This is a genomic window from Pseudomonas sp. GW821-FHT04C07 (genome assembly GCF_059420325.1).
This window is the reverse complement of sequence record NZ_JBWKTM010000005.1, coordinates 273490-289869: the sequence shown is the minus strand read 5'-3', so window position 1 is coordinate 289869 and position 16380 is coordinate 273490. Positions and strand designations below refer to the sequence as shown.

General features: G+C 58.5%; 15 protein-coding genes and 2 pseudogenes. 6 read left to right on the top strand and 11 right to left on the bottom strand.

Annotated elements, in window-relative coordinates:
• Positions 1-35: 35 nt before the first annotated feature.
• Both AC07UI_RS12105 and AC07UI_RS12100 read right to left on the bottom strand, forming a co-directional pair.
• Positions 36-524: a GyrI-like domain-containing protein gene (locus AC07UI_RS12105; protein ID WP_494992696.1), complete on the bottom strand. Its 489-nt coding sequence runs from the start codon at positions 522-524 to the stop codon at positions 36-38.
• A 58-nt stretch (positions 525-582) separates the two neighbouring features.
• A complete protein-coding gene (locus AC07UI_RS12100) occupies positions 583-1245 on the bottom strand; it encodes a LysE family translocator (RefSeq protein WP_494992695.1) in 663 nt (220 codons plus the stop codon).
• A 277-nt stretch (positions 1246-1522) separates the two neighbouring features.
• On the opposite strand from AC07UI_RS12100, the gene alaC reads away from it, so the two are divergent.
• The gene (alaC, locus tag AC07UI_RS12095) at positions 1523-2743 is read left to right on the top strand and encodes an alanine transaminase (RefSeq protein WP_494992694.1); all 1221 of its coding nucleotides are present in this window, start codon (positions 1523-1525) and stop codon (positions 2741-2743) included.
• Between the two features lie 101 nt (positions 2744-2844).
• On the opposite strand, the gene AC07UI_RS12090 is transcribed toward alaC, so the two are convergent.
• From AC07UI_RS12090 to AC07UI_RS12080, 3 genes are all read right to left on the bottom strand, one after another.
• Positions 2845-4107 carry an OprD family porin gene (locus tag AC07UI_RS12090; RefSeq protein WP_494992661.1) on the bottom strand — a complete coding sequence of 421 codons (1263 nt, stop codon included), beginning with the start codon at positions 4105-4107 and terminating at the stop codon, positions 2845-2847.
• 333 nt (positions 4108-4440) lie between these two features.
• Entirely contained in the window at positions 4441-5793 is a 1353-nt protein-coding gene (locus AC07UI_RS12085; protein ID WP_494992693.1) for a GntP family permease, read from the bottom strand.
• A gap of 86 nt (positions 5794-5879) precedes the next feature.
• The gene (locus AC07UI_RS12080) at positions 5880-6413 is read right to left on the bottom strand and encodes a gluconokinase (RefSeq protein ID WP_494992692.1); all 534 of its coding nucleotides are present in this window, start codon (positions 6411-6413) and stop codon (positions 5880-5882) included.
• Positions 6414-6626: 213 nt separating this feature from the next.
• On the opposite strand from AC07UI_RS12080, the gene gntR reads away from it, so the two are divergent.
• The 4 genes from gntR to AC07UI_RS12060 all read left to right on the top strand — a co-directional run bounded on the left by gntR (position 6627) and on the right by AC07UI_RS12060 (position 9933).
• Positions 6627-7658: an HTH-type transcriptional regulator GntR gene (gntR, locus tag AC07UI_RS12075; protein ID WP_494992691.1), complete on the top strand. Its 1032-nt coding sequence runs from the start codon at positions 6627-6629 to the stop codon at positions 7656-7658.
• Positions 7659-7798: 140 nt separating this feature from the next.
• Entirely contained in the window at positions 7799-8431 is a 633-nt protein-coding gene (locus tag AC07UI_RS12070; protein WP_494992690.1) for a glutathione S-transferase family protein, read from the top strand.
• 47 nt (positions 8432-8478) lie between these two features.
• Positions 8479-9216: an NAD-dependent epimerase/dehydratase family protein gene (locus tag AC07UI_RS12065; protein ID WP_494992689.1), complete on the top strand. Its 738-nt coding sequence runs from the start codon at positions 8479-8481 to the stop codon at positions 9214-9216.
• A 207-nt stretch (positions 9217-9423) separates the two neighbouring features.
• Complete coding sequence (locus tag AC07UI_RS12060; RefSeq protein WP_494992688.1) at positions 9424-9933, top strand: hypothetical protein; 510 nt, start codon at positions 9424-9426, stop codon at positions 9931-9933.
• A gap of 75 nt (positions 9934-10008) precedes the next feature.
• Here the strand turns inward: AC07UI_RS12060 and AC07UI_RS12055 are convergent.
• From AC07UI_RS12055 to AC07UI_RS12045, 3 genes and pseudogenes are all read right to left on the bottom strand, one after another.
• A pseudogene (locus AC07UI_RS12055) lies at positions 10009-10437 on the bottom strand (methyl-accepting chemotaxis protein); the annotation flags it as partial.
• Positions 10438-10560: 123 nt separating this feature from the next.
• Positions 10561-11223: pseudogene (locus tag AC07UI_RS12050) on the bottom strand (PAS domain-containing protein); the annotation flags it as partial.
• A gap of 540 nt (positions 11224-11763) precedes the next feature.
• The gene (locus AC07UI_RS12045; protein ID WP_494992687.1) at positions 11764-12630 is read right to left on the bottom strand and encodes a LysR family transcriptional regulator; all 867 of its coding nucleotides are present in this window, start codon (positions 12628-12630) and stop codon (positions 11764-11766) included.
• Positions 12631-12729: 99 nt separating this feature from the next.
• On the opposite strand from AC07UI_RS12045, the gene gstA reads away from it, so the two are divergent.
• Positions 12730-13332 carry a glutathione transferase GstA gene (gstA, locus tag AC07UI_RS12040; RefSeq protein WP_494992686.1) on the top strand — a complete coding sequence of 201 codons (603 nt, stop codon included), beginning with the start codon at positions 12730-12732 and terminating at the stop codon, positions 13330-13332.
• Positions 13333-13578: 246 nt separating this feature from the next.
• Here gstA and AC07UI_RS12035 read toward each other — a convergent pair whose 3' ends face one another.
• The 3 genes from AC07UI_RS12035 to AC07UI_RS12025 form a co-directional block, all read right to left on the bottom strand.
• Complete coding sequence (locus AC07UI_RS12035; RefSeq protein WP_494992685.1) at positions 13579-14592, bottom strand: ABC transporter substrate-binding protein; 1014 nt, start codon at positions 14590-14592, stop codon at positions 13579-13581.
• The gene (locus AC07UI_RS12030; protein ID WP_494992684.1) at positions 14589-15152 is read right to left on the bottom strand and encodes a sigma-70 family RNA polymerase sigma factor; all 564 of its coding nucleotides are present in this window, start codon (positions 15150-15152) and stop codon (positions 14589-14591) included. Before AC07UI_RS12030 ends, AC07UI_RS12035 begins: the two co-directional genes overlap by 4 nt.
• Before the next feature lie 282 nt (positions 15153-15434).
• Positions 15435-16226 carry a phosphate/phosphite/phosphonate ABC transporter substrate-binding protein gene (locus AC07UI_RS12025; protein WP_494992683.1) on the bottom strand — a complete coding sequence of 264 codons (792 nt, stop codon included), beginning with the start codon at positions 16224-16226 and terminating at the stop codon, positions 15435-15437.
• Between the last annotated feature and the right edge of the window lie 154 nt (positions 16227-16380).

Below are 16380 nucleotides of genomic sequence, written 5' to 3'. Positions count from 1 at the left end.
GCGATTCTAACAACAGCCTTCGCTTGTGACATTGATCAGTCGGACTTGAGCGGCAGCCAGATCTCCAGAACACCTTCCCCCGTTTGCGGATTGAAGTCCGCGCTGTAACGTTCGAACTCCGGCGCATCTGCGGCTTCACTACCGGACTGCGGCAGCCAGGTATTCCAGATGTATCGAAAGGTCTGGGGCAAGGTAGCCAGTGAGCCTTTATGCTCGAACACCGCATAGTGTTGTGGTTGTACTTCGATCCAGCGGTATTGCTCAGGCAAGTCATCGAGCTTGCTGATTTCAACTCCGGCGATGTATTCAAAACCGCCCTTGCCATCCGGGTTGCAACAAATGCCGTAGGTCGCATCGTTTTTTTGGCCCGGGATTTTGCCGATATGCGGAATGAATTTTTCCCAAAGCTGTGGGATGCCTTGGGTGGTTTTGGCAGTAAACCGCCCGCCCAGTCCCGCAATCAGTAGGAAATGTCCATGTTCAAAGCGCGGTTGCGCAAGATCGGAAATTTTTTGTTCGTCCATGAAAGCGACCTCAATAGTGAAAGATGGGTTCGGCTGGGAGTATAGAAGCCAAACCCAGTCACAGGCCCGGAAGCTCAGCCACGCCCGCCGAACCGACAAACTCCCAATAGCCAGATACAATCACGTAGACCGCGAAATAGCAGAAGATCGCTGCAGATGCCATGTATGAATAGCGCAACAGTTTGTCGCCCAACAACTTGCCGCCCTGGGTTGCGGCCAGGCACAAGCCGCCACACCAGAGCAGCCCGGCAAAGAAGAATCCCGCCAGAAACAACCCTGAGCTGAGCAGGCTCCCGCCACCGGAACGGGCAATGAGCGTACCGCCCACCGCAGCGAACCAGAGGATGGCGCTCGGCGAGGACATGGCGAGGAAAATGCCGCGAAAAAACTCCCGTCGATGGGAGCCGTTGCTGACTTCGACCGCCTCGGCCAGGGTCGCCTGATGGTAGATCGCCGAATGAATCATCTTCGCCGCGAAGTACAGTAGCAGCGCCGAACCGCCGACCCACAGCACCCAGCGCACGCTCGAATACTGCAACAGCACACTCATGCCGGCCAACGCCAGCACTGCGTAGATCAAATCACCCACGCAGGTCCCGAGCCCAAGGGCAAAACCCTGAAAATAACCGCGTTGCATGGCAAGGGTGATCATCGCGATATTCGCCACGCCGATATCCAGACACAGCGAAAGGCTCAGCAAGAAGCCACTGGTAAATTCCATGTTCATTCCATCGAAAGCGCTAAGTGGTGGGCAGATATTGAACGCAGCTTTTCAACCGTTTTTTAACTCGGTTTTTCAGCCAAAAAACAGCCCGCTGTTGTATCGCAGAAAATGCCTGCGCCGCAAATGGGCCGAATGTCGCCACGAACGACCATCGAAATATTTGACTGCGCGCGCTGGACAATCCGCTGTCACTGCCCTTATCTTCCGCCACAGGCCACCGCAGTGGCCAACGTCGCTCGGACGGTTCCGGGCGCTCACGTTACCCGAGGCAACAATGGCAGACCAAGGTTCGCCGCGCCGCTTTGCGCGCATTGATCGACTCCCCCCTTACGTATTCAACATCACTGCCGAATTGAAGATGGCCGCCCGTCGTCGTGGCGAAGACATCATCGATTTGAGCATGGGCAACCCCGACGGCCCGACACCGCCGCACATTGTCGAAAAACTGGTCACCGTCGCCCAGCGCGAAGACACTCACGGTTACTCCACGTCCAAGGGCATTCCACGCCTGCGGCGGGCGATTTCCCGTTGGTACAAAGATCGCTACGAGGTCGACATCGATCCGGAAAGCGAAGCCATCGTCACTATCGGTTCCAAGGAAGGCCTCGCGCACTTGATGCTCGCCACCCTCGACCAGGGCGATACGGTGCTGGTGCCCAATCCCAGCTATCCGATCCACATCTACGGCGCGGTGATTGCCGGCGCCCAGGTGCGGTCAGTGCCGCTGGTGCCTGGCGTGGACTTCTTCGCTGAACTGGAACGGGCGATTCGCGGCTCGATCCCCAAACCGAAGATGATGATTCTCGGCTTCCCGTCCAACCCGACCGCGCAGTGCGTGGAGCTGGATTTCTTCGAGCGGGTTATCGCTCTGGCCAAGCAATACGATGTGCTGGTGGTCCACGACCTGGCCTACGCCGACATCGTCTACGACGGTTGGAAAGCCCCGTCGATCATGCAAGTGCCGGGCGCCAAGGACATCGCGGTGGAATTTTTCACCTTGTCCAAGAGCTACAACATGGCTGGTTGGCGCATTGGTTTCATGGTCGGCAACGCAGAATTGGTCAACGCCCTGGCGCGGATCAAGAGTTACCACGACTACGGCACCTTCACTCCGCTGCAAGTCGCGGCCATCGCCGCGCTGGAAGGTGATCAGCAGTGCGTCAAAGATATCGCCGAGCAATACCGGCAGCGCCGCAACGTGCTGGTCAAAGGCCTGCATGAGTTGGGCTGGATGGTCGAGAATCCGAAGGCATCGATGTACGTCTGGGCCAAGATCCCCGACGCCTATGCGCACCTTGGCTCGCTGGAATTCGCCAAGAAAATGCTGGCTGAAGCCAAGGTCTGTGTATCGCCGGGGGTTGGTTTCGGTGAATACGGTGATGACCATGTGCGCTTTGCACTGATCGAGAACCAGGATCGGATTCGCCAGGCCGTGCGCGGAATTCGCGGGATGTTCAGGGCCGATGGGCTGGTGCAGAAGACCAGCAACAGTTAAGCCGAAACACACCCGTAGGAGCTGCCGCAGGCTGCGATCTTTTAGCGATCCTGAAATCGCGAAGATCAAAAGATCGCAGCCTGCGATGGCGTTTTTGGGTCTTACAGCAGACTGATCGGGTAGCTGACGATCACTCGGTTCTCGTCGAACTCGTTGTTACTGAAATCGCGACGGATGGTCGAGTTGCGCCATTTGAGGTTAAGGCTTTTCAGGGCTCCACTTTGCACGGTATAGCCCAGTTCGGTCTCGCGACCCCATTCCTTGCCATCGGTGATGGTCCCGGTATGCACATTGTCGCCGCTGATGTAGCGGTTCATCAGGGTCAGGCCGGGCACGCCGAGGGCGGCGAAGTTGTAGTCGTGGCGCAGCTGCCAGGACTTTTCCTTGGCGTTGTCGTAGCTTGAGTTGTAGCTGTCGTTGGCCAGGGTGCCGCCGCTGGTGCCGTTGACCCGCATCCAGGCGTTGTCGCCGGTGACTTTCTGCAGGCCGACATAGAAGGTGTTGCCGCCGTACTTGGCCGAGAACAGTCCGGACCAGGTCTTGTTGTCCAGATCGCCGGCCCGGGCGCTGCCGTCCTCCTTGCCATAGAAGAAGCCCAGGTTGGCACCCAGGGTCCAGTCGCCCAAGGGCTGAGTGTGCACCAGGTTGAGGTATTGCTGGCTGTAAATATCCTTGAGTTCGGCGTTCCACAGACCGATCTGGGTGCGTTTTTCATTGAAGGCGTATTCGGCGCCCTCAAAGTTGAAGCGGTCGGAAGTGAATGCCGCTTTGCCGGTCATCGACATGTTGCTCATGCTGCTGTCGTCACGCGGACTGTTGGCGCGGAACTGGCCGCCATAGAGGGTCAGACCGTCGATTTCCTTCGAGGTGATCTGGCCACCACGGAACGTCTGGGGTAACGAACGACCATCGTCCGAACGCAGGATCGGCAAGACCGGCATCCATTCGCCGACTTTCAGTTCGGTCTGGGAAAGCTTCGCCTTGAAGGCCACGCCCAGGCGGCCAAAGTCATCGGCCGGGCGGCCATCGTGATCGAGCGGCAGCAACTGCGTACCGCCGGTGCCGCGGCCGCCGTCGAGTTTCAGCGAGTACAGGCCGAGCACGTCCATGCCGAAACCGACGGTGCCCCGGGTGAACCCGGACTTGGCATCGAGGATGAAGCTCTGAGTCCACTCTTGGGCCATGCCCTGAGTCTTGGTCGGGTTGGTGAAGTTGCGATTGATGTAGAAATTGCGCAGGTTCAGGTTGACCTTGGCGTCTTCGAGAAAGCCGGATTCCTCGGCCATGACCGGCAATGCCGCGCTCGCCAGCGCTATGGCCAGCAGAGCGTGAGGAGTGGCTGGGAGGGAGGTGAATGGCTTCATGTGATCGGGCTCTCTAATTGTTAGGGATGAAGCGGGGCGCTGCCGCAACGTCGGGTTGCGGACAAAAGTGTCGAACTGAAGGAACGAGCGGGCTGGATCAGCCGGAGTTGGCAGGGCGCTGGGTCATGGGGTCGAACCTGTTGTTATTGGTTTATGTCGGTGCGGTGGATGAAATGCCGGCAGGTGAAGGCGATGGTTCGTCGCCTGGATGACCTTCAGGAAATGCTGCAGATGGAGCGTAATCGTCTCGCCGTGTCCGACGTCGGGCCAACCATTTGACCCGAAACTTGCGCTTGCCCGGTGAGAGTTAAGACGGTATCTACGGGTGTTCGGTCAGACCACCAACGACAGCAGCATGATGAAGATCAGCGCCACGATGGACAGGATGGTCTCCATCGCCGTCCAGGTCTTGAAGGTTTCGGCGACGGTCATGTTGAAGTACTGCTTCACCAGCCAGAAACCCGCATCGTTGACGTGAGACAGAATCAACGAGCCCGCCCCCGTTGCCAGCACCAGCAATTCACGATTGACGCCCGGAATCATCCCCACCACTGGCACCACAATGCCTGCACCGGTAATGGTCGCGACGGTGGCTGAACCTGTAGCGACGCGAATCACCGCAGCCACCAGCCACGCCAGCAAAATCGGCGAGATCTGCGCATTCACCGCCATATGGCCGATCACATCGCCCACACCGCTGGTCACCAGCATCTGCTTGAAGCCACCGCCAGCACCAATGATCAGAATGATCGCTGCGGTCGGCGCGAGGCTGGCGTCGAGCAGTTTGAGTATTCTCTTCGAATCGAAACCGCGCTTGTAGCCGAAGGTATACAGCGACAGCAGCAAGGCCAGCAGCAAGGCAGCGATCGGGTGGCCGATCATGTCCATCCAGTTGCGTACGCCGTGACCTTCGGGCAGCGCCACATCGGCAAAGGTCTTGAGCAACATCAGGAACACCGGCAGCAGCACGGTGATCAGGGTGATGCCGAAGCTTGGCAGCGTGGAGGCTTCCGGCTCATGGGCCAGTTGATCCACCAGCTGCTGATTCGGGTGGCCCGGGATGTATTTGGAGATAAAGGAGCCGTACAGGGGGCCGGCAATGATGGCGGTCGGCAGAGCGACGATCAGGCCGTAGAGAATGGTTTTGCCAATGTCTGCGCCAAACACGCCGATGGCCAGCAACGGACCCGGGTGCGGCGGTACCAGACCGTGAACCACGGACAGCCCCGCCAGCAGCGGGATACCAATCTTGATCATCGACACGCCGGTACGCCGGGCAACGATGAACACCAGCGGAATCAGCAGCACAAAGCCGATTTCGAAGAACAACGGAATACCGACCAGAAAGGCCGCGCACATCATTGCCCATTGCACGCGTTCCTTGCCGAATGCCTGAATCAGAGTACGGGCGATCTGATCCGCCCCACCCGACTCGGCCATCATTTTGCCGAGCATGGTGCCCAGCGCCAGGATGATGCCGACGAAACCGAGAACGCCGCCGAAGCCGTCCTGGAATGCCTTGATGATTTTGTCCACCGGCATGCCCGAGGTCAGCCCGAGGAAGCCGGCAGCAATGATCAGCGCAATGAACGGATGCAGCTTGAACCGGGTGATCAATACGATCAGACCGATGATGGTGACCACTGCATTGAGCAGCAGATAGGTCTCGTGGGACATGCCAAACATGGGGGGTAACTCCTGTTTGTTGTTTTTATTAAAACGGTTTTTAAACGACTGCCGACTAGGACAGCGCTATCTTTTCGAGCCAGGCATCAGTCGATGGATTCCAGGCCACGCTGGAGCCACCAGGCATAGGCATGCTCGGCCAGGTAATCGACATTTTGCGTGGAGGCATCCAGGGCCAGGGTCAACGGTTCGCCGACAGGCGATTCGAGGGTGGCGAACTGGCTGTCGATCAGGGTCGAGGGCATGAAATGACCGGGGCGATGGGAGACCCGTTGCTCTGCGACCTCAGGGGTCAGCTCGAGAAAAACGAAACCCAGGCCCGGCACGGCGCTACGCAACCGTTCGCGATAACGCAATTTAAGGGCCGAGCAGGTCAGTACCGGACGCTGACCTGCAGCGACGGCGCGGCGCAGCTCATCGCACAGACTGTCGAGCCAGCCGGCACGGTCTTCGTCTGTCAGGGGAATGCCTGCGCTCATTTTTTCGATGTTGGCGGCAGGGTGGAAACTGTCGCCTTCAATGGCCGTAGCGCCGCTGAGTCGGCACAAGGCCTCGCTGACGCACGTTTTGCCGCAGCCGGCGACGCCCATGATGACCAGGGCGGTGATGGGTTGACTCATGTAACACCTCAGCGCGCAGACAGCGCTACCTTTGCAAGTAAAACTCTAGTGCAAAAATAGATTCTACCGACGCCTTCTTGTATTTTTATGGGTTGCAGCATGTGCTGTATCGACGCTGGGAGAGTGGGATCAGGCAAGCCACACTCAAGCATTTGCAGCGGCATCGAGACAGCGCTACCTTAGTGCCTTGAATTTTGTTTGGCAAGCCGTCCGATGACCTCCTCCAAAAACGATAAAAATACCCGCACCACGGGACGCCCGACCCTCAACGAAGTCGCGCGCCTGGCCGGCGTCAGTCCGATCACTGCTTCCAGAGCGTTGCGCGGCGTCAGCAGCGTGGCCACCGAACTGGTGGAAAAGGTCCAGCAGGCCGCGCTCGAGCTGAACTACGTGGTCAACCCTGCCGCCCGCGCCCTGGCCTCGGCCCAGAGCCATTCGGTGGTCGTTTTGGTGCCGTCGCTGTCCAACCTGCTGTTCATCGAAACTCTGGAAGCCATTCACACCGTCTTGCGGCCCAAAGGCTTCGAAGTGTTGATCGGCAACTATCACTACTCGCGCGACGAAGAAGAAAACCTGCTGCGCAATTACATGGCCTACCAACCGCGCGGCCTTTTGCTGACCGGGTTTGATCGCACCGAAAGCGCCCGGCGGATGATCGAGGCGAGCAACGTTCCCTGTGTCTACATGATGGACCTGGACCCCGGTGCCGGGCTCAACTGCGTCGGTTTCTCGCAACTGAGCGCCGGCGAGACCGCGGCCGAGCATTTGATTTCACGCGGTCGCAGACGGCTGGCCTACATCGGCGCGCAACTCGACCAACGCACCCTGCTGCGTGGCGAAGGCTTCCGCCGTGCGCTGCAAAAAGCCGGTTTGTATGACCCCGACCTGGAAATCCTGACCCCGCGCCCGTCGTCGGTCGGTCTGGGTGGCGAGTTATTCCTGCAATTAATGGCCAGCCATCCGCAGGTCGACGCGATCTTCTTCGGCAACGATGACCTGGCCCACGGCGCCCTGCTCGAAGCCATGCGCTGCGGCATCAAGATCCCGCAGCAAGTGGCGGTCCTGGGCTTCAACGACCTGCCCGCCTCGGCTCACATGGTGCCGCGCCTGAGCAGCATCAGCACCCCGCGAGAAGCCATCGGTCGCCGCGCCGCGGAGCAGATGCTGACCCTGATGGCCGGCAATACCGTGGCCAAACCGGTGCAGGACATGGGGTTTGAGTTGATGGTACGCGAGAGTACTTAGCGGCACGGTCGGCGACACGGTTCAAGAAATTTGCCGTGCCTGCCGTTTCAGCATCAGAACCCAGGTGAATATCTACGGTTACCCCCTTCCCGAAAACTGCTAGATTCCCTAGGCTAAATCACCACAGGCAGGGAAGCTCAATGGGAACCGCACTCAGAATTCTAGGTAAAGCCTCTTCGATCAACGTCCGAAAAGTCTTGTGGACCTGCCATGAGCTGGGCTTGACCTACGAACGCGAAGACTGGGGCAGCGGCTTTGCCTCGACCCACACGCCGGAGTTTCTCCAGCTCAATCCCAATGCCCAGGTGCCGGTCATCGTCGACGAGGCAGGCGTGCTTTGGGAGTCCAACACCATCTGCCGATACCTCGTCGGCAAACAACGGAACACCGACCTGTTGCCGATCGAACCCGCTGCGCGGGCGCGCGTCGAACAATGGATGGATTGGCAAGCCACCGAGCTCAATCCATCCTGGAGCTATGCCTTCGTCGCTCTAGTGCGACAAAACCCGGACTTCCAGGATCCGCAGCGAATCGCCGCAGGCGTTCGCGGCTGGAACAAGAAAATGGGCATTCTCGAGCAACAGCTGACCGTGACCGGCGCCTATGTGGTCGGTCCTGAGTTTACGCTGGCTGATATCGGCATCGGCCTGTCGGTCAACCGCTGGTTGATGACGCCGATGGAGCGTGCGAACTATCCGGCGGTGATCGACTACTACGAAAAACTCAGTGCGCGCTCAGGTTTCCGCGAGCACGGCCGTAATGGCCTGCCTTGAGCACAAAGCCGTTCAACCACGCCGATAACTCATACAAGGTGGCATCCATGAAAGGACTCAACGTACTGCTGACAGGCGCCTGCGGCAGGATCGGCAAGACATTTTTCGAAGCTTCGCAGGACCGTTATAACTTCACCCTCACCGATCGCGTTGACCCTGACTTCGCCATCGGCGCCCATCGCTTCCTGCGACTGGACCTGACCGACAAACAGGCCTTGAGCTCGGTCCTCGAAGGCGTCGATGTGATCGTTCACCTGGCCGGTATCCCCCACGCAACAGCCTCGTTCGATGAACTGCTGCCCAACAACATCCTGGCCACCACCTACCTGTTCGAAGCCGCGGTGGCGGCGGGCTGCAAACGGTTGATCTTCGCCAGCAGCGCGCAGACCATCGAAGGCTACCCGGTGGACCGACAGATCACGCCGGGCATGCAAGTCATGCCGGCCAACCTGTATGGCGTGAGCAAATGTTATGGCGAAGCCTTGTGCGCCTTTTACGCCGCCAAACACGACCTTTCGACCATCGCCCTGCGCATCGGTGCTTTCGAGTTCCCGGATCGCCACGAACTGACCAACGCCCGTGACCTGAGCGCCTGGCTCAGCCCAAGAGATGCCGTGCAATTGCTGCAACGCTCGGTAGACGTCGAAGGGGTGAAGCACCTGATCGCCCACGGTATTTCCAACAACCGCTTCAAGCGTCTGGACCTGAGCGAAACCACCCGGGTATTGGGCTATCTGCCGGTGGACGACGCGTTCCAGATGTTTGATTTGCCGATTGAGTATTAAATGTTCCGCCCTTAGGCCACTTTGCCGCCCGAGTTGCCAGCTCTAGTCGTCAGTCTGAAAAAGCGGTCGAAAGCGGCAAGATTTGGCCGCCCATCGGCGCTTCCTGATGAACGCGATGCTGCCATGCCCCGCAAAACCTGGGCATGCGGGTACCGGCACGCAAATTGCTCTCTACCTGCCGATAGCAATCATTCAGGTGCTCGAATCATGTTGGTCAACGCACAAAAAGCTTCGATCGTTCAGCCTACCCACCGGTCCGATATGGACCCGACCACGGCTGCCGCCAGCGCGCTCTACAGCGGTTTGATGCAGAACGCACAAAATGCCACGAACAGTCAGACGTCCAGCGCAACGCAACAAACCAGCAACACGGTGAACGACAATGTCGACGCTGCGTTCGCCAAAACCCGCGTGCTGCTGCAAAGCACTGCGCCGGCCACCAGCACACCGAATGCGACGACCGCCACGGACAGTACGGCGAGTACCGATTTCAAGAATTACATGAGCAAAACCCCTGAGCAGCAGATGCGCGACAGCATTCTGAAAGAAATGGGGATTACCGAGAACGACTTGAAAAACATGTCACCTGAAAAACAATTGGCGATCGGCAAGGAAATTGCCCAACGCGTCGAAGACAAGATGAAGGTGGCACAGGTCGAGAAAGGCAACAGCACCACGGACAAACAAGTGGCCGACACGTTTCTGGCTGCGCTTTAAGTCGTCTCGAACTGAAAAGGGTTCCCTTTCAGGCGGCGACGCCTGGAAGGGAACCCTTTTCAATGGCTGAACGGTTTAACTGATCTGCAGTGTCGAGTTGAACTGACTGATCGCATCCACCACGTGCCGCGAGCCTTGCTGGATTTCCAGAATCGCTTCGCCAGCCTCATTGGCCAGTTCCACGCCGAGCCCGGTACGGCTCAAACTCGATTGCATGCTCGAGACCGCGTTCAGTGACAGGTCATGGTTCTTGCGCACCACCTCGACGATCTCCAGGGTCGCCTGACTGGTGCGTGCAGCCAGGCTGCGCACCTCATCGGCGACCACCGCGAAACCTCGTCCATGTTCCCCTGCCCGCGCCGCCTCGATGGCCGCGTTCAGGGCCAGCAGGTTGGTCTGATCGGCAATCCCGCGAATGGTCTGGACGATGCTGCCGATGATCTCGGATTGTTTACTCACCGCGTCGATACTGAGGGCGGCTTCGTTGAGGTCCCTGGAGATTTCTTCGATGATCTGAACCGTCTGCTGCACCACCTGCGAGCCCTTCCGGGCACAGGCATCGTTCTGAACGGAGGTGCTATGAGCGGATTCGGCAGCGGTCTGCAAAGTGGTCATCTGCCCGGTAATATCACTGGCGAACTTGACCACTTTGCACAAGCGCCCCTTGGCGTCGAAAATCGGGTTGTACGAGGCTTCGAGAAATACCGTGTGGCCATACTTGTCGACCCGTTCGAAGCGATGGGAGTGATATTCGCCGCGATTGAGCGAGGCCCAGAATGCTCTGTAGTTCTGTGACTCACTTTCGGCCCGCTGACAGAAAAGACTGTGATGCTGGCCGACCACCTCGCCGAGCGAGTAGTGCATGGTTTTCAGGAAGTTCTCGTTTGCATGAATGACCCGGCCTTCCGGGGTGAATTCAATCACCGCCATGGAGCGGCCAATGGCATCGATCAGGCTCTGATTTTCGTGCTCCCTGTGGGCCCGCGCGCAAATATCCGACGCCACTTTGATCACACTTTTCACTTGCCGGTCGGGGCCCAGGATCGGCAGGTAACTGGCCTCGAGCCAGATCTCTTTACCGCTCTTGCTCAACCGTAAAAAAGTGCCAGTGATCGGCTCACCACGGCCCAGGTCGCGCCAGAGCCTGGCGTAGGCTTCGCTTCGATAGAACTCTTCTTCGCAGAAGATCCGGTGATGTTTGCCGCGAACTTCCTCGACGGTATAACCCATGACGTTACAGAAGTTTTCGTTGGCATTGAGCACGATACCGTCAGGAGCGAACTCGATCATTGCCATCGAACGACTGACCGCTGCCAACTTGGCATTCGCCTCGTTCAGCGCGCAGGTAAATCGTTCAATTTCAAGCAGGTCAGCCTTGCGATGTAAATTAAACATGGTGGTATCACCTTCAGCGCTGTCTTTTGATTGACGGAAGTTCCAAGTCTTTCACTGAACCCACTACAACTTTCCACAGAACACGCAAACGTATCCCTGAAGGAGGGATAAGTGTCAGGTGATAAATGATGTTTAATCGGAGTGTCCGTACGGCAACGCTCTTATCAAGCCATCCTTTTCTTGACGGCCCGGTGTCGGGCCCAACCTAACGTTGACAAGTAATTCCATTTAAAAAACATTCCTTTTAACAAGGGTGCCTTGAGTTGCGCACTCTTGACGCTAGATCACGGTTGCAGCCTGAGGAACCCTTCACATAGCGGTCGACATGATTTGTCACGGCTGAGCATAGACAGCTACTGAACGGATGCAAGGCCACTAATGTGCCATCATTCAAATTCTTTCCGACATCGAAGTCGCTGACTGAATTCATGACCGCTAGTGCAGCATCTCCAACAACGCTTGCACCGCCGCTGACGGTGCCCTGTCCTGCGACACCGCCAGCGCGAACTCTCGATAAACCGGTAGGGTCAACGGGACGACGCGCAGCCCCTTGCGATCATCTGGCAGGGTCATTTCCGGCACCAGCGTCACACCGACATTTTCCCGCACCAGCGTGAACGCACTGCTCCACTCGCGCACTTCAACCCGTACGTCGAGCAGCTCCAGACCGGCATCCGCCGCCAGGCTGCGAGCGTTGACCGAACAGCCACCGGTGGCGAGCACGAAGGGCTGCGCGGTCAACTCTGCCAACGATACGCCGGCCTCATGCGGGCGCCGCGCCAGGGGATGGCTGATGGGCAATACGGCAACCCAGCTATCGCGTCCCAACAACCCGGCGTTACGTTCAGCAGGCGGATTCAACACCACCCCCACGTCCACCAGCCCGGTACTGAGCAGGGCTTCGACCTCGTCATCACTGACCTCCAGCGCCACCACCTGAATACCGGGGTAAAGCTGATTGAATTGGCGCAGCAGCGGCGGCAGGAAGGTGGCCAGAACCATGGGAAAACTTGCCAGGCGGATCGTGCCGCGCTGGATGTCTTTCGCGGCATCAACAGTGGTACGAATGGTCTCCAGCGCCGAGAGCATCAACCGCGCTTGCTCGATCACTTGCAGACCAATCGCAGTCGGCCGGGCCTGGCGGTTTTCCCGGGTGAACAACTGCACCCCGAGCATGTCTTCGAGCAACGCCAGTGCCTGGCTGGCGCCGGACTGGGTCATGCCGACGCGCTCGGCGGCGCGGGTGATATTGCCGGCATCCGCCACCGCCACCAGCATGCGCCAATGCATCAGATTCATCATGGCAGTAGCTGTCCTTATGGCTGCGTTCTGAAAGAGTCATTTTACGAATGATGGCAACGACTATGACACTGATCAAAACCGTCCAGAAGAGTCCTCTCCATGAAGTTGTATTTCTCACCCCAGGCCTGCTCGTTGGCGCCACACATTGTCCTGCGTGAACTGGATCTACCGTTCGAACTGATCCGCGTCGATAACACCACCAAGAAGACCGCCGACGGTGCCGACTTTCTCGCCATCAACCCCAAAGGTTATGTCGCGGCGTTACAGCTGGATAACGCACAGGTACTGACCGAAGGCCCGGCCATCCTGCAATACCTCGCCGACCTCAAGCCACAGACCGGCCTGGCACCCGCTAACGGAACGTGGGAAAGAGTGCGCTTGCAGGAATGGTTGAACTTCGTCTCCAGCGAGATCCATGGCGGGTTGGGCCTGTTGTTCAACAGCTCGATTCCCGATCAAGTGAAGACGATCTTGCGGGAGAAACTGTTCAAGCGTTTCGCCGTGCTGACCCAAGCGCTGGCACAACAGGATTACCTGCTCGGCGAGCAGTTCAGCATCGCCGATGCGTACCTGTTCAGCGTGCTGCGCTGGACGCGGCTCTTTGCCATCGACCTGGGGCAATGGCCGGCGCTGGAGCGCTTCCAGGCGCGGATTGATTCACGTCCGACAGTTAAAGCGGCGTTGGCCGCGGAGATGGCGTAAGCCTTTAGATTGATCGCGGGCAAGCCCTAATGTTGTTCAGTTAAGCGAATGTGGTCCACTGTAGGAGCGAGCTTGCTCGCGATGGTCGTTAACGATAACGCGTGTTTACTGGCTAAACGCGGCGCACTTAAGTCCATCGCGAGCAAGCTCGCTCCTACAACTTCCTTAACTGAACAACATTAGGGCTTGCCCGCGAATGCGATGTCTCAGGCACCCTTGAAACATCAGGCAAATAATCGAATCCCTTTACAAACTCCCACTCACCCGTGTCGCCACCTCTGCAGGCACCCAGCCCTGCCAGACCTGCGGCTGATCCTTCAGAAACGCCTCGGCAACCTGGCGCGGCTGTTGGCGTTTCTCGCTCATCTGGCCGAGGGTCTGGTTCAGCAGATCGATCGGCAGGTCGACTTTCTCGAAAAACGACACCAGGTCCGGGTATTGGGCTTTGAACGGCGCGGACACACCAATGGCCAGGTTGGCGGGCATCGAGCGAGTGCCCTTGGGGTGCGGGTTGTTGGCATCGGCCAGGGTTTTCCAGGCTTGGGCATCGAACGCCGGTTCTTCGAGTTTCACCAGTTTGAAGCGACCCAGCAGCGGCGTCGGCGACCAGTAGTAGAACAATACCGGTTTGCCGCGACGGATCGATGAGGCGACCTCGGCGTCCAGCGCCGCGCCGGAGCCGGTGCGGAAGTTGACGAAGCTATCGCTCAGCTCGTAGGCCTTGAGTTTCTGGCTGTTGACGATCTCCGAGGTCCAGCCGGTCGGGCTGTTGAGGAAGCGCCCGCGGGTAGGGTCCTCGGGGTCGCGGAACACATCTTTATAGCGCGCCAGATCGGCAACGGATTTCAGCTCCGGAGCCAAAGGTTTGATTCCCCGTTCCGGGTCGCCCTTGATCACGTATTCCGGGACCCACCAGCCCTCTGTGGCACCTTTGACGGTATCACCGAGGCCGAACACCTTGCCCTCCGATTGCGCCTTGATCCAGGCCGGACTGCGCCCGGCCCATTCTTCACCGATCACCTGAATATCGTTCCTGGCCAGCGCAGCTTCCAGGCTGACGGTACTGCCCGGCAGCGTGTCGGTCGGATAACCGTAGCCCTTCTCGACGATCAAACGCAGGATCTCGGTGATCAGGCTGCCGCTTTCCCAGGTGATGTCACCGAAATGGATCGGCACGGTTTTCTCGGCGGCAGGCGCCTGTTGCGCCAGCAGGCTCAGCGCCAGCAGCGAGCTGCCAAGCAGGGTTTTGATCGATCTCATGCGGACCTCTGTAGGGATGGTTGTCGAAGTAATGGCTGGTTGGCGCTAAGGTCGTTCGCGACATCCCAAGGCGCACAGGCGGCGCTTGAGCGGGTCATGTAATCACTCACCGAACGCTGGGAAATCCCGAGTTGCGCAGCGACCTGGGGATAAGTCAGTCCATTGACCCGCGCCAGCAAGAAAGCGGCACGGACCTTGGCCGGCAAGCGCTTGAGCTGATGGTCAATGCCGTGCAAGGCTTCGAGTACCTGCGCCAGATCCTGAGGCGACACCCCTTGGGACTGTTCATCCTGCAAGGCATCGAGGTGATTGCGCTCCAGGTCGCGACGACGCCAGAACTGGTACATCAAGCGCTGGGCAATGGTGGTCAGCAGCGCCCGCGGCTGATGAATCGGGATCAGCCCCGGTGTGCTCAGGAGTTGGACGAAGGTGTCGGCGGCAATGTCTTCGGCATTGGCGCTGGAACCCAGATGGCGGCGCAATCGTGCGCACAGCCATTGGTAATGATTGCGGAACAATCCGCCCACGTATTCGCGGTGAGAAGTGTCGGTGCCGGACATGAAGGCTCCAATAGAAATGGTTGCGCTGTATGTCCGGTGTTCCGGTGACGCGATCCTATCAAGGAGTTTTATTCTTTAATAATACTTAAAAACTATTTTTATATATCTTTATGGAATTTATGAGCATGGGATGTTTATCGTCTGATCCATCGTCATCGCGGGCAAGTCGGATCGCCGCCCGCTCGCTCCTACAGGTCGATCACACCATGATGGGGATTGGCGCTGCTTTTGTAGGAGCGAGCGGGCGGCGATCCGACTTGCCCGCGAAAAATCTCAAAACAATCAACGCAGGCGAGCCAGACCAAGCTCTTCAGCCTCTTGCTGATAGTCGAGAAGAACCTGGTAGTCGCCTTCAGATGCCGGCAACACTTCCCGCAACCCAAGGGTTTCAGCCACGTCGGGCAACTCCCGCAAAGTCAGATTCATCACTTCACGAATCCGCTCGGCCTGTTCATCAGTCAGCCCTGCGACACCGATATACGGCAAGGTCGGGCTGAACGCACTGCGCGCCACCACCCGCAATCCCGAGACTTCTTCTTCGGCATAACGCGCCAGATAGGCAAAGGTGACACTGTCGATGGCCGCCAGATCAGCCTTGCGCTCACGCAACCAGCGCAGGCTCTCACGGTGGCTGCCGCTGATGGAGACACGGGAGAAAAACCGACCGTCCTGTTGCAGCGGTGCAAGCCGGTGGCGCAGCAGGTTCATGCCGCTGTTGGAGTCCTCGCCATTGATCACGCCATGACTGCCAAACAGCTCCGGCAAGGTCTGGCGCAGCTCATCGGCACGGGTCAGCAGCAGGCTGCAATGGTTGCCGTCGCAGCTGTCCGGCAGGTCAAAGCAAGGTCGGCCAATAACCCGAACCCGCCCGCGCAAAGCAGTCATCAGCGGATAACCACAGGTTTGGGTCAACAGCAATTGCGGGGCGAGCCAGAGCTGCATCAGCTCCAGACCTTCGGCACTGCGACGGGCAACGCCGAGCCGTTCCAGAATACGGGTCAGCCATTGTTCGTTGGCCTGGCGCACCTGCTCGGGTGCGACGTACATCGGTAGTTCTGCGTAGCAGGTGGGCATTGTCAGGCTCCTGTTTCCAATGCGGCACAGCATCCCGTAGCAGCTGCCGCCAGGCTGCGTCCGGCCGCGCAGCGGTCGCATATCGAACAGCTCGGTTTTTCTGAAAAATGCGATAGTCCATTTTACGACCGCTGCGCGGCCGAACGCAGGCTTC